Origin of the sequence: Chryseobacterium sp. sg2396 (genome assembly GCF_042610505.1) — a bacterium.
Lineage (GTDB): Bacteria > Bacteroidota > Bacteroidia > Flavobacteriales > Weeksellaceae > Chryseobacterium.
In genome coordinates this window covers 1-19,750 of record NZ_JBHGAQ010000023.1, presented here as the reverse complement: position 1 = coordinate 19,750, position 19,750 = coordinate 1, and the positions used below count along the sequence as shown (strand labels likewise).

15 protein-coding genes are annotated in these 19,750 nt (G+C 39.4%); 11 read left to right on the top strand and 4 right to left on the bottom strand.

Annotated features, from left to right (window positions below; genetic code table 11):
• Positions 1-6: 6 nt before the first annotated feature.
• Positions 7-2,970 (bottom strand): tetratricopeptide repeat protein, encoded by a 2,964-nt coding sequence (locus tag ACED20_RS18935; RefSeq protein WP_378106304.1) that lies wholly within the window; start codon positions 2,968-2,970, stop codon positions 7-9.
• A 250-nt stretch (positions 2,971-3,220) separates the two neighbouring features.
• Here ACED20_RS18935 and ACED20_RS18930 point away from each other — a divergent pair, with 250 nt between their 5' ends.
• The 3 genes from ACED20_RS18930 to ACED20_RS18920 are packed head-to-tail and all read left to right on the top strand — an operon-like array spanning position 3,221 to position 5,979.
• Complete coding sequence (locus ACED20_RS18930; RefSeq protein ID WP_294237202.1) at positions 3,221-5,029, top strand: amino acid permease; 1,809 nt, start codon at positions 3,221-3,223, stop codon at positions 5,027-5,029.
• Between the two features lie 6 nt (positions 5,030-5,035).
• Positions 5,036-5,641, top strand: coding sequence for a hypothetical protein (locus tag ACED20_RS18925; RefSeq protein WP_378106302.1), 606 nt, complete (start codon positions 5,036-5,038; stop codon positions 5,639-5,641).
• 2 nt (positions 5,642-5,643) lie between these two features.
• The gene (locus tag ACED20_RS18920) at positions 5,644-5,979 is read left to right on the top strand and encodes a DUF962 domain-containing protein (protein ID WP_294332478.1); all 336 of its coding nucleotides are present in this window, start codon (positions 5,644-5,646) and stop codon (positions 5,977-5,979) included.
• Between the two features lie 279 nt (positions 5,980-6,258).
• On the opposite strand, the gene ACED20_RS18915 is transcribed toward ACED20_RS18920, so the two are convergent.
• From ACED20_RS18915 to ACED20_RS18905, 3 genes are all read right to left on the bottom strand, one after another.
• Positions 6,259-8,280 carry a DUF3857 domain-containing protein gene (locus ACED20_RS18915; RefSeq protein ID WP_378106300.1) on the bottom strand — a complete coding sequence of 674 codons (2,022 nt, stop codon included), beginning with the start codon at positions 8,278-8,280 and terminating at the stop codon, positions 6,259-6,261.
• 465 nt (positions 8,281-8,745) lie between these two features.
• Positions 8,746-9,672 (bottom strand): SPFH domain-containing protein, encoded by a 927-nt coding sequence (locus ACED20_RS18910; RefSeq protein WP_294323852.1) that lies wholly within the window; start codon positions 9,670-9,672, stop codon positions 8,746-8,748.
• Between the two features lie 575 nt (positions 9,673-10,247).
• Complete coding sequence (locus ACED20_RS18905; RefSeq protein WP_378106343.1) at positions 10,248-11,603, bottom strand: deoxyguanosinetriphosphate triphosphohydrolase; 1,356 nt, start codon at positions 11,601-11,603, stop codon at positions 10,248-10,250.
• Between the two features lie 394 nt (positions 11,604-11,997).
• Between ACED20_RS18905 and ACED20_RS18900 the strand changes: the two genes are divergently transcribed.
• From ACED20_RS18900 to ACED20_RS18865, 8 genes are all read left to right on the top strand, one after another.
• Complete coding sequence (locus ACED20_RS18900; RefSeq protein WP_378106298.1) at positions 11,998-13,056, top strand: hypothetical protein; 1,059 nt, start codon at positions 11,998-12,000, stop codon at positions 13,054-13,056.
• Positions 13,057-13,060: 4 nt separating this feature from the next.
• Positions 13,061-13,795, top strand: a complete 735-nt coding sequence (locus tag ACED20_RS18895) for a DNA-formamidopyrimidine glycosylase family protein (protein ID WP_378106296.1) — start codon at positions 13,061-13,063, stop codon at positions 13,793-13,795.
• Between the two features lie 13 nt (positions 13,796-13,808).
• Positions 13,809-14,891 (top strand): hypothetical protein, encoded by a 1,083-nt coding sequence (locus tag ACED20_RS18890; RefSeq protein WP_295222647.1) that lies wholly within the window; start codon positions 13,809-13,811, stop codon positions 14,889-14,891.
• A gap of 1,048 nt (positions 14,892-15,939) precedes the next feature.
• Positions 15,940-16,647, top strand: coding sequence for an AAA family ATPase (locus ACED20_RS18885; protein WP_294312042.1), 708 nt, complete (start codon positions 15,940-15,942; stop codon positions 16,645-16,647).
• Between the two features lie 934 nt (positions 16,648-17,581).
• Positions 17,582-17,989 carry a helix-turn-helix transcriptional regulator gene (locus ACED20_RS18880; protein WP_294324653.1) on the top strand — a complete coding sequence of 136 codons (408 nt, stop codon included), beginning with the start codon at positions 17,582-17,584 and terminating at the stop codon, positions 17,987-17,989.
• A gap of 111 nt (positions 17,990-18,100) precedes the next feature.
• Positions 18,101-18,616 carry a contractile injection system tape measure protein gene (locus ACED20_RS18875; protein ID WP_378106293.1) on the top strand — a complete coding sequence of 172 codons (516 nt, stop codon included), beginning with the start codon at positions 18,101-18,103 and terminating at the stop codon, positions 18,614-18,616.
• A complete protein-coding gene (locus ACED20_RS18870) occupies positions 18,577-19,464 on the top strand; it encodes a tetratricopeptide repeat protein (protein WP_378106291.1) in 888 nt (295 codons plus the stop codon). Before ACED20_RS18875 ends, ACED20_RS18870 begins: the two co-directional genes overlap by 40 nt.
• A 79-nt stretch (positions 19,465-19,543) precedes the next feature.
• Complete coding sequence (locus ACED20_RS18865) at positions 19,544-19,744, top strand: hypothetical protein (RefSeq protein WP_345765910.1); 201 nt, start codon at positions 19,544-19,546, stop codon at positions 19,742-19,744.
• The last annotated feature ends 6 nt before the right edge of the window (positions 19,745-19,750 follow it).

Genomic DNA, 19,750 nt, shown 5'->3' with positions numbered 1-19,750 from the left:
AAATCACTATTTCCGGATTTGCTTTTTAACCTCCTTCGCTTCCGCTACGATCTCCGGGAAATCTTTGTAATTCTCGATGATCTGGTCGCAGGTATAACTTGCCTGGTAATTGTCTTTCAGGCCGATATAGTTTTTCGCCATTAGCACCAAAGCTTTTGCGCCCCAATATTCCTCGGAAGCGTAATTGTTGGCCAGCTTAAAGATCGTTTCATTGGACGATTTATACGCTTTTCCTTTATTCTGGTAATACGCTTTTGCATAAAGGGATTCTGCCGCTACCGAAGTATTGGAAGACTTTTCAAGAGCTGCATAAGCCGATTGTGCATCTTTGTCCTTTCCTGAATTCATAAGGCTTCTTGCTTTGATCACTTTGGCCGTTTCAATAACGGCTGCCGCGTTTTTGCTGTTGGCAATCACCGCATCGGCAAGTTTTTCCGCCCGGGCGAAATTCTTTTCATCCGCATAGACCTTCATCAGCTCTACATTGGCGTAGTTTTTAATGTTGACATCCGAAGAGCTGATCAGATTTTCAAGATATTTTTTCGCTTCCTGGGTGTCGCCCTGAGCAATATAGATCTGGGCCAGACGGGTCTGCGCATCATCCTGATAGTCGTTCTGAACATTCGCTACCTCCTGTAAAACCAACAGGGATTTTGTGGTGTTCTTGGTCTGGTAATAACTTTCGCCCAATTCATATTTCGCCTGATAAAGTCCTTCTCCTGTCGGGTTCTGCATTAAATATTTTTCATAATAGGAAATTGCGTTTTTGTAATCCTTTTTTGTGAAAAGCTGTTTGGCTGTCGACAGATTGATTTCATCAATTTCCGAAGCATCAATATTCACCCCGGCATTCCGTGCAAAGGTTTCATAGCCTGACACATCACCGTTTTTCGTAAAGATCGGTTTCGCAGCCTGAACGATTTTTTCAGCATAAGCCGTATTTTTATATTGTTCGGCAAGCGATCTTAATTCAGATAAAGCTTTATCGCTCTGGTTCTGGTCTATATAATTCTGCGCCCTGTAGATGGATGCATTCGCTACAAGATCTTTATCGGAAGAAGTTTTAATGACTTTGTTAAAATAATCGTTGGCATTGCTGAAATCGTCCTGCGCCGCATAGGCTGTTCCGATTTCGTACTGGGCATCGTCGTAATAATCCGAATCCGGATATTTGGACAGCAGGTTTTTCAGGTTGGTGATCTTTGCCTGGGTATCGCCTTTGAATCCTAAAGCCATAGCTTTCTGATACAAGGTATAATCCGTGGCATCTTCGTTTTTATCGTAAATCGCGATCGCTTCGTTCAGGTTGTTGTTGGCATAATTGATATCTGCCAGACGGAGTTCCGCATCGTTTTTAAATTCCGGTTTCGGGTTGGCCAAATACTGTTTAAAGTATTTTTCAGCTTCATCGAACTTTTTAGATTTAAAATAAGCATAGCCGAGATCATACGGCAGCTGCTGCTTCTCCGGGAAGTTTACATCAAGGAGTTTTTCGTAACGGGCAATTGCCGAAGGATAATTTCCTTTCTGGTAATACACCTGCCCCAGCCAGTACAGAGCCCTGCTGTTGAACTCTTTATTAATATTAAATGCTAAACTTCTTAATAGATACTGCTCTGCTGCATCGTAATTCCCTTTGTTGAATTCCTCTGTTCCCAGCAGGTAAGAAACTTCCTGGTCGATTTTATCGATTTCCGGCGTGGAACTCTGCAGCCTGTCAATAGCATTCAGCGTCTCTTTATAATTTCCGGAATATAAATAGGATTTTACAAGAAGCGACTGCATTTCGGAAGCATTGGCGCCGTTCCGGTTTTCATCGATGTAATTCTGGATTACCGTAGAAGCACTTTCAAACGGGTTTCCGATGTCGTAACTTAGTTTAGCGTACTGCTCGTGTGCCAGCTTTTTAACATTCTTGTCATAATTCATCTGGTAAGCCGAACGGAACGCCGATAAAGCTTCCTGCTTCTTGCCGACTGCCAGATAGGCATTTCCGAGCTGGTAATAAGCGTTCTGCGCCAATGCCGAATTGCTGTTCAGCAGCTGGTTGTAATAGGAAACGGCTTCATCGTACTTTTTAAGCTGAGCTGCTACAAATCCCATTTCATAAAGATCATTTTCCGAAGGATTCTGCTGAACGCTCAGGTAATCTTTCAGGTGCGGATATGCCGATGTATAATCATTTTTCATGAAATAGCTTTCCCCGATGATCTTGTGGACCTCCGCTTTATAAGAATCCGAAATATCTTCATTTAAAAGAGCCGTTCCTTCGGTAATAGCCTTATCATAATCTTTATCGTTGTAGTACATCTGTACATAATAAGGACGGACCAGCTTGGAATATTTCGGTTCATCTTTTATGGAATCAAAATACTGGAAGGCCTTATCATTCTGCCGGTTGGAGTAATATAAATGCCCCAGCATATACGCTATATCGCCTTTCTGCGACTGGTCTGCCGTTTTGAAGGCTTCTTCCAGCGCATCGGTCGCCCCTTTGGAATCGCCCATCATAAATTTGGCGTATCCCAGCTTCAGGATGTATTGGGTATTTTCTTCTCTGGAAAGCTGGTACTGATTTACCTTTTTCAGCGTTTCCAATGCCTTTTCAAAATCCTTTTTAGCCAGATAATAATCCGCCAATGGTAAGCTTGCCTGGGCAAAGTAGGCTGAATTCGGATATTCTTTCATGAAAGCTTCCAGGCCCTGTTCCGCATGGTTTTTCTGAAGAATCACACCGATGACATTATCAAAAAATTGCGCCGCTTCTTTTCTCGATCTCGAAAGATGCTCGTTGTAAAAGTACTGACGGGCATATTCGTATTGGGAAGCGTTGTATATTTTGGTCTGGTAAAGGTTTTCAGCTAAATCAAACCGGTAGTTTTCTCTTTGGGTAAAGTACTGAGACTGTTGCGCATCGGAGATCCCGAAATACATTACAGCAGCCGCTAAAAGTATTTTTCTTGATTTCATTAATTTTAAATTTTAACATGGGAAGACCTGAAAATCAGGTTCAGCTATTTAAAATTACGGGAGTTTTATCCACAATTTATCAACGAAAATATTGAAAAGAAATTGCATAGACAAGCCTTTTAACACATTGTTAATAACTGAATATTTTTTTAAGACTTCTTAACTTTATACGGAAGAAACCTTAAAGAAAGTAAAAATTATTTCAGGGAAATAATTACATTTGCTTTTCTTGAATCAAATATAGAATTGAATGAATCAACTTTTTAGAAGAAAACCATTGAATGCGACAATTTTGGAGGGGGGTGATGGTGAAAAACATTCTTTGCATAAAGTTTTAAGCGTAAAAGATTTAACATTTTTCGGTATAGCCGCAATTATCGGCGGGGGGATTTTCAGTGCCATTGGGAATGCCTGCTTTTCCGGCGGCCCCGGTGTTATCTTTCTGTATGCTATCTGTGCTGTTGCCTGCGGATTTACGGCCATGTGCTATGCCGAATTTGCTTCCAGGGTTCCGGTATCGGGTAGCGCCTATACATATGCCTATGTTTCTTTTGGGGAAATTTTTGCATGGATCATCGGATGGGCACTGATTATGGAATACTCGATCGGAAATATTTATATTGCCTTTTCATGGAGCGGTTATTTTACCAATCTGCTGGAGACTTTCGGCCTTCATATTCCCCAATGGCTGACCATCAATTATAAATCTGCCCACTCGGCGTTTCTGGATAATACGACCTTTATCAAAAGTATAAACGATTATCTACAGAACAAAGCGGCTCTTTTGCAGGGTTCGCCTCTGGAGAGCTATTTAACATCCAATGAGGTTAAAGAAAGCCTGAAAGAAGGGAATACCATTTCCGGTATTCTTCATAAGAAGATAATTTCATTACAAAATAGTGAAGGCTTTTTAGCCTGGAAAAACGCCCCTGTTCTGGGTAACCTGAAAATCATATTCGATTTACCCGCATTACTTATCAACGTATTAATTACCTATCTGGTTTACAGAGGTACAAAAGAATCCAAAAACTTCAGTAACCTGATGGTCTACATAAAACTGGCCGTGATACTTCTCGTGATTATTGTCGGTTTTGCCTATGTCGATATTGATAACTGGGTACCTTTTATGCCGAATGGTTTTGGCGGCGTAATGGCCGGGGTTTCTGCCGTTTTCTATGCTTATATCGGTTTTGATGCCGTTTCCACCCTGGCAGAAGAAGCAAAAAACCCTCAGAGGGATCTTCCGAGAGGAATGATTTATTCTTTGGTGATCTGCACCATCGTTTACATTATCCTGGCTTTGGTTCTTACCGGCATGGTTTCTTATAAAGAATTGGGCGTTTCGGATCCGTTGGCGGAGATATTCGCTTTAAAAGGAGTAAAGTGGATGCTTTTCATCGTATCTGTTTCCGCCGTGGTAGCCATGACCAGCGTTTTACTTGTATTCCAGATGGGGCAGCCGAGAATATGGATGACAATGAGCAGGGACGGATTGATGCCAAAAAAATTATCGGAAATCCACCCGAAATATAAAACCCCAGGTTTTGCAACCATTCTTACCGGTATTGTTGTAGGCCTTCCCATATTTTTCACGGACGAAAATCTTATTTTGGATTTCACCAGTATCGGGACCTTATTTGCATTTGTCCTGGTCTGTGGAGGGGTACTGATGCTTTCCCCGCAAAGTGAGGCAGAAATGGAAGAAAGAAAAGGAAAGTTCAGAATCCCTTATATCAATTCGAAATATATTTTTCCGGCAGGCTTTATTTTAAGTTTAATCCTTGTGAATTATCTTTTTCCGACCTATTTTTCTGAGATGTTCGGAGACGTTGTAAAAAATATTCCGTTGATTACCTTCTACTTAGTTTGTATCGTGATTTCCATTCTGGCTTTCGTTAAAAATCTTTCGCTGATTCCCGTTTTAGGATTGGTGTCCTGCTGTTATCTTTTAACGGGAATGAGTACGGAAAACTGGTCATGGTTTGGAATCTGGCTGGTTTTAGGACTAATTTTCTATTTTTCTTACGGCAGAAAAAACAGCAGGCTGAACAAAATATAATTATTAATGAGGTATCTCTTTCCTGTATTGCTGTTATTTTCTTTGAATTGCAGCAAAAAAGATAAAGACGGTATTGTTATTGATCATGATCATGCAAGCCCTCATGATTATAAGGAGAAATTAACATCAGTAGGCAGAAAAACAAATAGTGAAAGGGCAGCTTATTTATTCACATTTATCAATTATGATGTTCCCCGATACTGGCATGGTACACCCTGGTCATTTGCCGGAACGTCAAGAATACCGCGGAAGGGCAGTATTGCCTGCGGATATTTTGTAACGAATACCCTGTCTGACTATGGCTTTGCCCTGAACAGAACATTTCTTGCCCAAAAGGCATCTTCGGTGATGATCAAAAAGCTATGCACGGACATCCGGTATTTTACCAAAAGGCAGGAACTTGAAAAATACATTTTGGGAAAAGGTAAGAACCAGGTATATATCGTCGGACTTGATTTCCATACCGGATATATCACCCGCGAGAACAGAGACACTTATTTTATTCATTCCAATTACATCAAAAATGAAGGGGTAATTAAGGAACTGACTAAAAACTCAAAGGCATTGAATGCTTCCAATAAGTTTATGATCGGAACATTAAATTATAAATAGTCATGTCTGAAAGAATAAAAACATTTACGGAATTTTATCAGTTTTACTTAACTGAGCATCGTAAAATGGGAACCCGGATTTTCCATTTTATCGGAACGCTGCTGGTCTTTTTCGTGATCGGATATGTAATTGCTTCAGGAAAAGAAAGGTTCCTTTGGTATGTACCGATCTTCGGCTACGGGTTTGCCTGGTTTAGCCATGCGGTTGTTGAAAAGAATAAACCCGTCACTTTCAGATATCCTTTGTGGTCTCTGATTTCGGATTTCAGGCTGTTCTTTGAACTGCTGATCGGGAAACAGAAGTTTAAAGGAATTTCGGCGGCAAAAGCTTCTGAGTAAATCATTGGCGGGAAGATGGATGCAGGAAGATGGAAGTTTCCTTTTGTCAAAATGATTACCAGACGTCTATTGATCCATCATTGAATAGTATTGAATTTTAAATTAACCAATAAAAAGCTTCGGCTGGTTTGCAAGCAAACCAGCCGAAGCTTTTTATTAACATCAATCATCATTTACCAACCCTCATTAATATTAAGATATTTCCACTTTCTATCATAAGCTAAATTTTGGACTCTCTCATCATCCCGCTTCCAGCTTCTTCCGGCATCCAGCTTATTATTATTTAAACTTCTTTTTAAAGCTGTATTTCAGCATGTTGATAAATCCGGGTTCAATAATATCGATGCCCAATCCGAAATTGCTGTCGGCGATAATGTGATGATCCGCCCTGAATTTTTCAAAATCTTCTTTTGGAATCTCCAGATTAACCAACGGCTGGAATTCAATATAGGCAGTTGCTCCTTTTGGGGTTACTTTTTTCCGGCTGGAGAAATCAAAGTACGGATTATGGATGATGCTTTCCTTCACAGTATACTTTTCTTCGGTATCGATTTTCTGATCCGTATAGAGATTGATCTCATACTTTTCGCTGTCGAAATTATGCCAGAAAGGGAGATCTTTATGGATAAAATCACGCGCGCCGGTCTTTACCACATTCCTGTCGAAATACATCATAAACCGGTTTTCTTTCGGATCAGTGTAGTACGGGTTTTGGATAGAGGCCTTATACTGAATTTTAAACTCATTCAGTTTCCTGTCGTCGCTGACCATCTCAATGGCTGCATCCGTAAAAATATCCCTGACGTCGGTACCGTTCCGGTCGCCGGAATAATTCAGGCTGTAAAACAGGAAATTGTTCCAGCTGTCGATTACTTCCCGCCTGTTGGTATTTTTAAAATACCGTCTCATGGTATTGGCGCGGTTTCCTCTATAGGCAGTCGTTAAAACAAGCGTTCCCGTTTTATCCTGCACTTTAAAATCCACTTTTTCATCCACACAGAAATAAGGATATCGGTACGGTTTCCTCTGTTTCAGCTCCTGATCCGACTTTACTTCGAGATAGTACATAAAGTAAATAAATCCGCGGTTTTCCAGCAACCCGAATTCATCACGCACCGTCGCATCCACAAAATATTCTTCGCCTTTATGGTTAATTTTGACAATCGCATGGTTAAAGATGAGCAATGACGGCAGGTAATATTTAATATAAAAATCGGTATGGAAATTTACCAGTACGACAGACGCTTCCACCCCGATATAATCAAGGATCACTTTAAGCAGAACGGATTTTGCCTTGCAGTCGCCCTGTTTGTTTTCATAAGTAACGGCTGGCTCCTGCGGCTTGTGGCCGTTCATTTCGTCGGCATTGAAGATGTAGTAAATATTATTCTGCACATATTCAATGGCAAACTGAATTTTTTCATCCTGATCAGCAATAGCGTCCAGTTTCTCCACGAGATTCGGCGCAAATTCCTGTAACGAAGCCTGGCTGAAAATGTCACTGTAGATGGGAGCAATGTAATCGGACAACTCTTTCCAGCTTGTGTCCGTTGCGAAATCAATGTAAGGGAAAATTTCGCGTTTCGCATCTACCTGATTGTTATAGTCTTCCATCTTAAAAACAAATTCTTCCCCTTTATTCAGGTAACGGATTTCCGGATCCAGCACGTTGCCCGCTTCATCACGGAAAAATGTTTTTTTACAAGCTACGCTTTGCTCGCGGTTGTTGATGAAAGTAAAGGTATAGCTTCCGTAAGCCCAATAGCTGTCCGGGCTTACCCAGACGTATTTCGCAAATTCCTTTCTCAGGAAATCACGTTCTTTGAATGCCTTTACCCTGGAATCTTCCATGATCAGGATATCATTCAGCCTGAGATCTTTTATGGTAATATTTATTTTTTTGTTGCTGCTCAGAATCCCGCCGCTGCTTTCGTTCTCACTGTCGAGCACTTTTATTTTGGTATCAGGAATTTTATCGATCAGAACCCCATCTCTCACTACACTGATGCGGTGGATATGGTATACTTCATTTTCTTCCACGACAACATCTGAAACGGATGCCCTTTCCAGATTAGCCGGCTCGTTCAGCGTATAGGCCATGCAGACATATTCTCTGTTTTCGGTATTGCCTGTTTGATATTTTTTATCTAAAAAGTAACAGAAATCCTTTCCCTGATCCATCTGGTGTTTGGCAAATTCAGATTCCCTGATGCGTTCCAGAAGTTCGTGATCCTCCATATTTCCTGCCCATGCTTCCGACTTTCCGATCCTGTAATTTTCAATTTCAAGTTGATTATCCATATTATTATTTCTGGTTGTACAATTTGGTATTTTTAAAAGGAAGATCAAATTAGGGATTTAATTATAAAAAAACAAGAGTAAAAAATTGAAGATATTTCTTTAATCAGGTTTGGAAGCTGGATGCCGGATGCGGGAAGTTTTATTTGTCAATCCAACAGCCAACATGAACTTAATCGTACAAGCCTATGGTTTGTTATTCGGTATGATGAACCTTATTTAGTCTTCCGATCCACTGCTTGTCTTTTCCTCTCCTATTTAATTTAACTCACTAAAAACAAATTAATTAAACCAAATCCACATTATTCAATGCCTAATCATCTTTTTACAAAAAATCCTCTCCGGTATGCCGGAAAGGATCAATTCATTATTAAAATACAAAAATTTACTTATTATTTTTCAGTATGTCAATCGGTTTTATCATCAATCAAACGCTGATTTCCAAGCCTGCTATATAATCAGAACGATTTAAAAATCTTTCTTTTTTGTTGGATCAGCTACCGGAACATATTCATCCATCTTCTGGGTTGCTGCCATAGATACAACCAGATCATTCAGCATTGAACTGGCTGCCGTCGGTGAATTGGGAAGAAGCACGAGATTGCTCCGGTTGTTGGCGCCTATGGAACTTAAGGTATCGTAATGCTGGGTCACCACGATTAGTGCAGAAGCTTCCTGGGCATTGATATTGGCGGCATTCAGCATTTTTACCGATTCTTCCAGTCCTTTTGCAATTTCTCGTCTTTGATCTGCAATCCCCTGTCCCTGTAGCTTTTTGGATTCCGCTTCGGCTTTCGCTACGGCAACGATTCGTATTCTCTGGGCTTCCGATTCATATTCGGCAGCGGTTTTTTCTCTCTCGGCAGCATTGATCCTGTTCATCGCATGCTTCACCTGTTCATCGGGATCGATATCGGTCACCAGCGCTTTAATAATATCATATCCGTAACTCTGCATGGCCTCCTGAAGTTCACTTTTCACCGCAATAGCAATGTCATCTTTCCTTACGAATACATCATCCAGTTTTGTTTTCGGCACTTCGGCACGTACTACATCAAATACATAGGAAGTAATCTGGTTTTCCGGATTTTCCAGCCGGTAATAAGCATCCTTTACATTTTCCCTGATTACCTGGTATTGTACGGAAACTTTCATTTTAATAAACACATTGTCCAACGTTTTGGTATCAATAATGACATCCAACTGCTGGATCCTAAGGTTCAGCCGTTTGGCAATCTGATCCAGAAACGGTATTTTCAGATGCAAGCCCGCATGGCTCACCTTTAGAAATTTCCCCAACCGCTCTACAATCGCAGCAGATTCCTGTTTTACGGTAAAAAATGAAGCAAATAGAGTAACAAGGCCGATAAATGCCAATATTCCTGCGTACACCATACTGTTTTATTTTAGTGGTTTGCTGTAAGATAAGAATTTTCACCTGAAAAATCAAATGAACAACGGGAATTTTAGAGTGAATGGTGAATCGTCAATCCGCTTCGCTTGTCAATTTTTTTTTGATTAACGCACTGACCGCAAGGATTTTTGGATGGCATTGAGAATATTTTCCGGACGCAAGGGCGTTTCACTCGGCAAATGATAGATGAGGATATATTGGTTGATGATCAGGTGTTTCAGCTTTATTTTAAGATGAATTAAAAGGAAATCTGGTTACTGGATTTGATTTTGTTTAAGTTGTATTAACGCGAGGATCGCAAGGATTTTTTGATCATATTGAGAATATTTTCCGAGCGCAAGGGCGTTTCACTAAGCAAATGATAACAATGGATAAATTCGTAAATGACCATTGCTTCATTCATATATTGAAAGGTACTCTATTTTATCAGAGATAAAATCCTTGCGTTTTTCTTTTACACAAAGCACTTAAAAAGCTTTCGCGCCTTTGTGAATCCAGCACGAGCCTCAAATTAAGATTCACACTTCACCATTCACTTGCGAAGCAAAATTCACCATTACACTGTCATTCCGATATCGATTCCTTTAATTTTACGATATAGGTCAGTGGCGTAATTGTCGGTCATACCCGAAACGAAATCGATCACACCCAATACTTTCTGGTAATCGGTACCGCTTTCGTAAATAAACTGTTTAGGAATCAGCTTCAGCGCTTTGGTATCGTAGGATTTCCTTTTTTCTTCAGGTTTGAGAATGGACGGAATAAAGTGGTCAAGCAGTTCATACATGACATTGTATCCGGCATTTTCGATTTCCACCACGGCTTTGTGGTTGTATATTTTTTCGATGGAAAAGTTTTCAATGTCCTGAAGTGCTTTATTTTCATCTTTATAAAGATCCAGCAGGGCTTTGTTTAGGTTTCCGTTCAGGATCTTTTCAAAATCCTGCTTGTATCTTTCCATCGAGGTATTGATCAGGGCGTTGATGACTTTTGCCCGTAAATACGAAATCTGCTCGTTTTCGTTGGAGATGGAACCCAGTTTTTCTTCTATTCTTTTCACGTCATCCGTCTCGGATTTCACCAGTTCAAAAAACAGGTTTTTGCAGTCGGCTGTAGAAACGATGCCTAGGCGGTGGGCGTCTTCCATATCGATAATGTTGTAACAGATATCGTCCGCTGCTTCCACCAGCCATACGAAAGGATGTCTTTTAAAAATATACGGTTCCTCACTTTCCGGAATCAGTTGGGTCGCTTTGGCAATTTCCAGGAAAATATCTTTTTCATTCTGGAAGAAACCGAATTTTTTACGGTGCACCACTCCCTTTGTTTTGGCGATGGCCTCACACGGATATTTGGCAATGCTCGCAAGCGTAGAGAAGGTAAGCTGAATGCCTCCCGCATCTTTCCCCTGCTGTTGCTGGACCAAGACTCTGACTGCATTGGCATTTCCCTCAAAATTTACCAGGTCTGCCCATTCCTTTTCGTTGAATTTAGATTTTAAATCCGATTCATTTCTTTCAAAATAGCTCGCAATCGCATCTTCTCCTGAATGTCCGAAAGCCGGATTGCCAACATCATGACAAAGGCAGCCTGCAGCAATCACATTCCCCAGGTTATGCAGGTAGAAATTCTTTGCCTCTTCGGTAAGGTCATTCTTATACTCATCGTGGATGAACTCGCCCATCACGCTTCCCAGGCTTCTTCCCACGGATGAAACTTCCAGTGAATGCGTAAGTCGGTTATGTACGAAAACACTTCCGGGCAGCGGAAAAACCTGCGTTTTGTTCTGCAGCCTCCTGAAAGCGGATGAGAAAATAATTCGGTCAAAATCCCTCTGAAAATCCGTTCTGGAAGCTTTGGTGTGCGGATTGTTTCCTGTACGCTGATTCGTGAAAATCTGGTTTAAATTCATCATGCTTCAAAATTACTTTAAATTTTATTTTTTTTAATGAAAATGTTGAAATAGTAAGGAAATATATGGTGTTTGAACATTAAGAGCACAGCGTTTTTTTTAATACGAATTGTTTTAAAGTCCACAGAGCCGTTTCACTGATAAAAGATTACAGAGATAAATGGTAACAATTTATTGTCGAAAAATTGCTGAGTATTGGGTAAATACGTGATGTTTGCACACTAAGCGCACAGCGTTTTTTTTAATATTAACTGTTTTTAAGCTTCACAGAACTATTTCGGCAGGGTCAGCATAAATTTTTTCACTTACAAAAGATCTCAGAGATTATCCGTTATCATAATGAAGAGTTTACGGCTTAAAAAAATTTCAGTAGTATTGTTTTAAATTTCCAAATATGAAAAGTTTGCTCGTACTGCTGTTTCCGGTGTATCTGTTTTCTCAGGAACAATGTTTTGATGACGGTGAAAAACATTATCCGGCCGGAGATAGCTTCTCTCCGACTTCAGAAATGACAGAATTCATTCTGATGAACAATCCGAAACATATTAAATACAAAGAGAACAAGGGGAATATCAGCTACGAACAGGATGAGACGTCAGATGAATATTCACCAATGCCGCAGGACCAGAAAATGCCTGAACATAACAATCCGTTTACAGCCTTCCAAACGTATTTTCAGAATCAGTTCCGCTACATCAGGTTTCAGCAAGCAGGAAAATCATTATATGCGGTTGCCGTAAATCAATTCGGGCAATGGCTGCTGGAAATAAAAGATCGGAAGCCAAAAGCCTACTATATAGGATTCAGCAAAAACACCTATATCAATCACATACAGAAGGATGGATTTATTAAGAACAATATCCTTTTCCTCGACGGAAGTTTTATCGGCATCAAAAAAGGAATACGGTTCGATGAATCGACCGCCGTAAAAGATTTCCTGACCTTTGAAATCAATCTGGATGATATCAAAAAAGATTCTGACGGTGACGGGTACAACGATCTCTTTGAAAATCTGATTTTCCTGAATCCAAATTCCCGTGATACGGATGGAGACGGGATTTCTGACTTTGAAGATCTAAATCCGCTACATGCCTCGGAGAAGAATAGGTTTACCGAACTTTTTGAAAACATTATTGAGCCCGAAAGCAGTGGAGATCACCACGCAACCCGGGATCATTATTCCTTTGAAATCTATGAATCCGACTGCCGTTTTTTTCAGAAGATCCATCCCGAAAATACCCGGGTACTGATTTTTTCCGGCACTAAGGCCTATCAACTTAAAAATAAATCCAATGCTTCCGTGTTCGGTACTTTTTACGGAAGGATCAAAAAGGGTCCTGATGAAGCAACGTTTTATATCCCTTATTTCAAAAGGTCAAGTGGTGGCAAAATAATTGCAGAATACAAGAACGGAAAATGGTCTCTCGTTGAAGACCAGGAATATAAAATCTAAAGTTATGCCCGAAGGTCCTCCGGTTGTTCTGATGAAAGAAGATCTGCAAAAGTTTGCAGGTGAAAAGGTAATTGAAGTAAAAGGAAGTTCCATAACGGAAACCTCGGAGATCAAAGGCCACATTTTACGGGAAGTAAAAACCTTCGGCAAACAAACTTTTCTTATTTTCGACAAAGCCAATATCCGCATCCACTTGCTGATGTTCGGTTCCTACAGCCTGACGGAAAATAAAGCCCAGGCCCATACCCTGAAGCTCGGACTGGAATTCAAAAGCGGAGGAATGTATTTTTATACCTGCAACGTAAAGCTCGTAGACCCTGAATTTCTATCAGGTCTTGATTGGGAAGCCGATGTGATGAGCGATGCATGGGATCCTGAAAAAGCGAAAAAGAAACTGAAAGACCGTCCGAAAATGATGGCTTGCGATGCGCTGATGGACCAAGATATTTTTGCCGGAGTTGGCAATATCATAAAAAATGAAGCCCTTTTCAGAGTCGGCATCCATCCGGAAACATTGGTCGGGCATCTTCCTCCTTCCAAGCTGAAAGCCATGATCGATGAAGCACGGACCTACAGTTTCGATTTCAAGAAATGGAAAAAAGACAATGTCCTGAAAAAGAATTTCCAGGTCTATCACGAAAAAAAATGCCCGAAATGTGGCGAAGAAATCATTAAAAAGGAAACCGGCACCTTAAAACGGACCAGCTTCTTTTGCAAAAATGACCAGAAACTTTACTGAAACTGCCCTAACCATGAAACTTACTCATTTACCGCTATTTGTTTTTATACTGGCTTCGTGTACAACAGACCGTAAAGAAGATGCCTGTTTTGAGAATGACAAAGAAGAAAAAACAGCGTACCAGGAATTCAGGATTGATACCCTACAGGAGATTCTGCGGGCCAACCCTTCTCATGTAAAATTTACGGTCGATAAAAATCTTACGAGCTACAATAAAGAAACACAAGAAGACCGGAAATCTTATTCGGAAGCAGAAGATAAGAAACGCTTTAAAGCATATGACGATACGTTTAGGGAACTTATCAAAAATTTCGGTAACCAGTTTTATTATATCAATACCGAGAAGGTGGATGGCATTGTATATGGCATTGGCCAGAATATGTTCGGCTACTGGCTGCTTGAAGTGAAAGATAATATTCCCGATGCCTATTATTTGGGATTAAGCCAATTTACGCATTTCAGCAGAAAACAACCGGAACACTTTATTTCGGGAAACAAATTAGTGGCTTACGGCAGTTTTGTCAGGATCAGCGAAAGCTGGGCCTACCCTTTCGGCCCACAAAGAGAAGCTGTGAAAGACGATCTTGTTTTTGAAATCGATCTTAAAGCCGTAAAAAAGGATTCGGACAAGGACCGTTTTAATAACCTTTTTGAAAAGCTGGTTTTATTGAATCCGGATTCAGCAGACACCGATAAGGACGGTATTCCTGATTTTACCGACAGCAATCCGCTTTACCGGTCGGAAAAATCGAAATTTACGGATCTGTATACCTTGATCATAGATCGTGAATATGGGCAGAATGATTTTGGAAAAGCCTCTTATTTTTTTACCGGCTATTTTTCAGACTGTGATTATTTTCATCACATTAATCCTACAGAAGTAAAAGTCCTCATTTATCCTGAGAATAAAAGTTCCGAGCTTCAATCCGATTACCGGCTGGGAATGTTCCCGGAATATATCGGAAAGATCAAAAGGGACAAGGATAAAAACAGGTTTTTTATCAACTATGGAAGCGGATCCGGTGGCGGTTATATCGAAGCGCTTTTCAAAAACAGGCAATGGGCCTTATCGAAGCAATCTACTTACAACATCTGATCATTTTCTTTATATCTCATTAAGTTTGTGTATAGCATCGGATCTGTTCTTACAGCTTTCTGCATTCAATGATGCGGTCTGATCATGTACAGTTTTTAAGATAATAAAATCTTCAATCCCCGATCAACATGAGAATTTGATTAACTGAATATCTGATTTTTTAAATCAATTTTACTTTACCTTTTAAATAAGAACATTCAATCTTAAAAAAACGGATTTAAAAAATAAAATCTGTAAAAACCTGATTTACAACAATAAAATAATTTCTTAAAAATAAGTTGTACACAGAATTCACTAGGATCTTTTATTGCTGTCGCCCAAACCGGCAGCGTAAAACAGCATTTTAAACAGCCCAATAATAAGTTTTTGTAACATTCAATATCCATACAAGTCAAAAATAAGTGATATAATATTGTCTCAAAAAATGTTATTATGTATTGCATTTTTTCTTTTTTGGATTATCAACTTTTAAATGCAAGCGCAGAAATTATTAACAGATCAATAATTTTTTATACAAAACACAACAAAAGCCTTTATAAATTTTTGATTTTATATTAAATTAATGTAAACTATTTTTATCTAAACTGTAAACAAAAACCACTTAAAACACTGATATACATCATAATTATTTGTTTTGAAACTTCATTTGAATGCCGTAATATTGCAAATGTAAAATCGATAATAATAAATCAAATAATTAAAAATTCAACAAAATGATCACTTACATCGGAATCGCAACATGTTTAGTAGTTTTTGCTTCTTATTTTGCAACTGTTAAGAGAGAAGAGAGAAACTAATCAGATTTTCCGAAACTGATAATCAGTTTCCGGAAAAACACAAATGAATTATATTGTATATGTTTTCAATCCGTCAAAAAGATTGACTGCTCTTTTGCCCGACGTGGGTAAAAGGGCATCGAAAACATAGCAAAGATTTTACACTAAGGAAGACAACTTTTAATTTTTATAATAGCCGATAGAAGTCGAACAGGAATTGTTCGGCTTTTTTGCTGGATAAGCTTTATCTTTGCTGCCATAAAATTGAAGCAATGAATCTGTACAACCTCATTATCCAGGATAAGGAAGACATAACGCTTGACGACGTATTTCTTTCACCTAACAACAAAGAACAGTTTGTACAGCTCATCAAAGAAAACACCTACGCCAAAGAGCTTCAGGAATACGGGCTACCGGTCAACAACAAAGTGCTTCTGGAAGGAAGTTCCGGTTGCGGAAAAACCATGACTGCCAAAGCCGTCGCCAATGCCTTAGGCAAAAATATCATCATTCTTAATTTAAGCAACATTGTCTCTTCACGGATCGGCGAAACGTCCCAGAACATCAAAATGATCTTCGATAAGGCTGCACGCGAACGGTCCGTCCTTTTCCTTGATGAACTCGACCAGATCGGAAAAGCCCGAGGCAGCGACGATAAAGATGTGGGCGAAATGAGAAGACTGGTAAATACTCTGCTCCAGCTGATCGACTATTATCCCGAAAATGCCCTACTGCTCTGCGCGACTAATCACCCCGAAATCATCGATACCGCATTGCTCAGACGGTTCCAGCTGAAGATCAGATACGAGATGCCTTCAAAAGAATTCCTCGACACCTTCTACGACCGCATCCTGGCGGCATTCCCGGAAGATCTCCAGAACATCGAACGGAAATATGGTATTTCCTTTGCCGAAGCAAAAGACCATGCTTTTACGGTGGTGAAGGGGAATCTGATCAGGAAGCTGGAGATGAATGTTTAATCATAAAAGATTGACAAAATATTATCACACTGTTTAGTCAAGTTAGATATGGTATTCTAAAGGAAGCGCACCAAAGTTTATCCATCCTCTTGTCATTCCGGTACGGAATCCAAGCGCGAATCTTTCCATATCTTGCTCTAAGACTACATTTAGATTCCTTTCGGGATGACAAACAGAGTGGTGAAACCCTATCGGTTGTTATTTTTCGTAATCAATAAAAGCTTAAAGATTTTCATTTAAAAACCTCTGACTTATCCGCTTCATTTGTCATTCTGCAAGAATCCAAGCGCAAATCTTTCCATCCGATACTCTAATACTATGCTGGGATCCCTACGGGATGACAAACGGAGTGCTTAGATCTCGGTTATTGGTTTTTATACTGAAAACAATTTAATCAATAGTCATCCCAGTGGCTGAGCGAAGTCCAAGCCACTTCTGTATCTGTGCAAATCTGTGCGAATCTGTGGTTTTATATCTTACCGTAAAAATTTCAACTACAAAAGATTGCTAAAAGATTATCATGCTTTTTGGTAAAGTTAAAAACTGTATTCTAAAGAAACGCATCAAAGTTTATCCATCCTTTTGTCATTCCGGTACGGAATCCAAACGCGAATCTTTCCATACCATGCTCTGATACTATGTCGGGATCCCTGCGGGATGACAAACGGAGTGCTTAGGTCTCGGTTATTAGTTTTTACACTGAAAACGATTTAAATAAATGGCCATCCCGATGACCGAGCAGAGCCGAAGCCACGCACCGATCCGTGAAAATCTGTGCGAATCTGTGAGAGACTTTAATATAACGGTGATGTTGTATACTCCTGAATTATTAATACGAGAAGGATATTTTATTCCCGAAGAAATTTTCATCCTCATCCATATTTTTTTATCTTTACTTTCAGTTTTCTTACACTAAAAAATTAAAAAACGGCAAATGGAACAGAAAATACATCAGGGACGGAATGTGAAACGGTTCAGGGAAATGCTCGGCATCAAACAGGAAGCCCTGGCCTTTGATCTCGGCGAGGACTGGAACCAGAAGAAAATTTCTATCCTGGAACAGAAAGAAGTCGTAGAAGAAGCTTTGTTGCAGAAAATATCCGAAGTCCTGAAAATCCCCGTAGAAGCCTTCCGGAATTTTGATGAGGAACAGGCTATTAATATCATTTCAAATACTTTTGACAACTGTCAGCAGCCCGCATCTGTATTTTATAATTCCACGGTCAATCAGCTGGATCAATTAATTAAACTTCACGAAGAAAAAATTGCGCTTTACGAAAGAATGCTGAAGGAAAAGGATGAGATGATGACGAGACTGGAGAACATAATCAAATCTAAATAAAACTTATACTAATTCCGGGTACGATTTTCTGTTGCTGGTAAGCCACGAGCATGATGCTCGCGGCAGTGCTGAGAGGAATAGGATAACCGAAAATAAAACTAATACCATAAAATGACCGACAGACAAAATATTCGTGTCCGTAATGCCGGAATAGTGCTACTAAGCCCATTTATTCCGCGACTGCTGGAACGCCTGAATTTCACCGCTGAGGGTCACTTTACCAGTCAGCAAAACCGGGAAAAGGCAGCGCAGTTTCTGCAGTATGTGGTAACCGGAAAGCAAAGCACAACAAATCCCGAGTTAGCCTTAAACAAGATCATCTGCGGCCTTTCTCCTGAAGCTATCTTATCCGAAAATATTAAAATTGCCATTGAAGACGCAGCCTTCAGCAATCAGGTTCTAAATGCTTTAATTTCCAATTGGCGCGCGCTCGGCAGCACTTCTGTAGAAGGATTGAGAGAAAATTTTCTGATCAGAGAAGGCCTTCTTTCTGAATCTCCGGAGCAGTGGAAACTTACGGTAGAGCGTAAAACTTTTGATGTTCTGCTTAACCAATGCCCTTTTTCTTTTTCTGTTATCAAATATCCGTGGATGGAGAAAGCGCTTGTGGTAGAGTGGAATGCTTAATAAAAACAACATATAACACTACTTCAATCATGATAAAGAAACCTTCACTTATTTTACTATATATCTTTTCAATCTTCAACTCTTGCCAGAAGAAATCAGAACAAAACAAATCTTCCGAAAATGTTATTGTTTTCAAAGACAAATTAGGACACAGCCTATCAAAGAACGATTTACAAAACACAACAGGAAAAGTAAATTATGAAATTATGGACAATCAAAATACAAATGCAACTGCTGATCAGTTACACAAGGAAGCCAGACAGTTGGGCCAGTCGGGAAAATACGATTTGGCAATTACTAAACTCCAAGAAGCTATAAAAATCCAACCGGATTGGGCATATCCTACCTATGATTTAGCTTTTACGTATCTATTGAAAGGAGATTTCGAAAGTGCTTTAAAGTTTTATAAAAGAACAGATGAATTAGCTCCGAAAGGATTTTTTACAACTAAAGCTGCTCTATACACTTTAGAAGGAGAACAGTCTGGGAAATTTCCAAAAGGTTTATATCTTGCCTATTTACAAATTGAATGGACAGATAATAAAGAACAGAAGTTAGAGATCGCAAAAACTTTAACGGATAAGGTTCCCGATTTTGCGCCTGCCTGGAAAGAACTTTCTAATCTTTTAAATGGTAATGCAGAAAGGCTGAAAACTATCGAACAAGGTCTTTCAAAAAATCCTGATGCGGACACAGCCGGAATGCTGAAAATAAATAAAGCGATACTCCTGAACAATGTCGGAAAAGGTGAGAAAGCTAAAAACCTTTTAGGAAATCTTATTTTTTCAGCAGATGCCACTACAGCTACTATTGAAATGGCAAAATTTACCTTAAAATCGATTTCGTAAAATCAACTTAGTTAAATTTATTATTTAAAATTTGTAAAACAAAACACTAACCGTATTTAGAATTATAAAACTATTAAACATGGAAATAAACGAATTATCTAAAATTCTGAGTGAGAATTATTCAATTGCATCTAATGGCGACAGAGTTGTTCAAATACATTTATTTGGCGTCAAATATGGTAAGATGATTAGAGAAAAAAGATATTCTGTAAAAGATATTATTGATAAATCAGATTTAAATGAATCATATATTAACGTGAATTCGACTATAAATAGCTGATTAACA

Excerpts from the sequence above, each read along its gene's own strand:
- ACED20_RS18935 (WP_378106304.1), bottom strand. The coding sequence starts at position 2,970 with ATGAAATCAAGAAAAATACTTTTAGCGGCTGCTGTAATGTATTTCGGG.
- ACED20_RS18930 (WP_294237202.1), top strand. The coding sequence starts at position 3,221 with ATGAATCAACTTTTTAGAAGAAAACCATTGAATGCGACAATTTTGGAG.
- ACED20_RS18905 (WP_378106343.1), bottom strand. The coding sequence starts at position 11,603 with ATGAATTTAAACCAGATTTTCACGAATCAGCGTACAGGAAACAATCCG.
- ACED20_RS18900 (WP_378106298.1), top strand. The coding sequence starts at position 11,998 with ATGAAAAGTTTGCTCGTACTGCTGTTTCCGGTGTATCTGTTTTCTCAG.
- ACED20_RS18925 (WP_378106302.1), top strand. The coding sequence starts at position 5,036 with ATGAGGTATCTCTTTCCTGTATTGCTGTTATTTTCTTTGAATTGCAGC.
- ACED20_RS18910 (WP_294323852.1), bottom strand. The coding sequence starts at position 9,672 with ATGGTGTACGCAGGAATATTGGCATTTATCGGCCTTGTTACTCTATTT.
- ACED20_RS18865 (WP_345765910.1), top strand. The coding sequence starts at position 19,544 with ATGGAAATAAACGAATTATCTAAAATTCTGAGTGAGAATTATTCAATT.
- ACED20_RS18895 (WP_378106296.1), top strand. The coding sequence starts at position 13,061 with ATGCCCGAAGGTCCTCCGGTTGTTCTGATGAAAGAAGATCTGCAAAAG.
- ACED20_RS18890 (WP_295222647.1), top strand. The coding sequence starts at position 13,809 with ATGAAACTTACTCATTTACCGCTATTTGTTTTTATACTGGCTTCGTGT.
- ACED20_RS18875 (WP_378106293.1), top strand. The coding sequence starts at position 18,101 with ATGACCGACAGACAAAATATTCGTGTCCGTAATGCCGGAATAGTGCTA.
- ACED20_RS18885 (WP_294312042.1), top strand. The coding sequence starts at position 15,940 with ATGAATCTGTACAACCTCATTATCCAGGATAAGGAAGACATAACGCTT.
- ACED20_RS18915 (WP_378106300.1), bottom strand. The coding sequence starts at position 8,280 with ATGGATAATCAACTTGAAATTGAAAATTACAGGATCGGAAAGTCGGAA.
- ACED20_RS18880 (WP_294324653.1), top strand. The coding sequence starts at position 17,582 with ATGGAACAGAAAATACATCAGGGACGGAATGTGAAACGGTTCAGGGAA.
- ACED20_RS18920 (WP_294332478.1), top strand. The coding sequence starts at position 5,644 with ATGTCTGAAAGAATAAAAACATTTACGGAATTTTATCAGTTTTACTTA.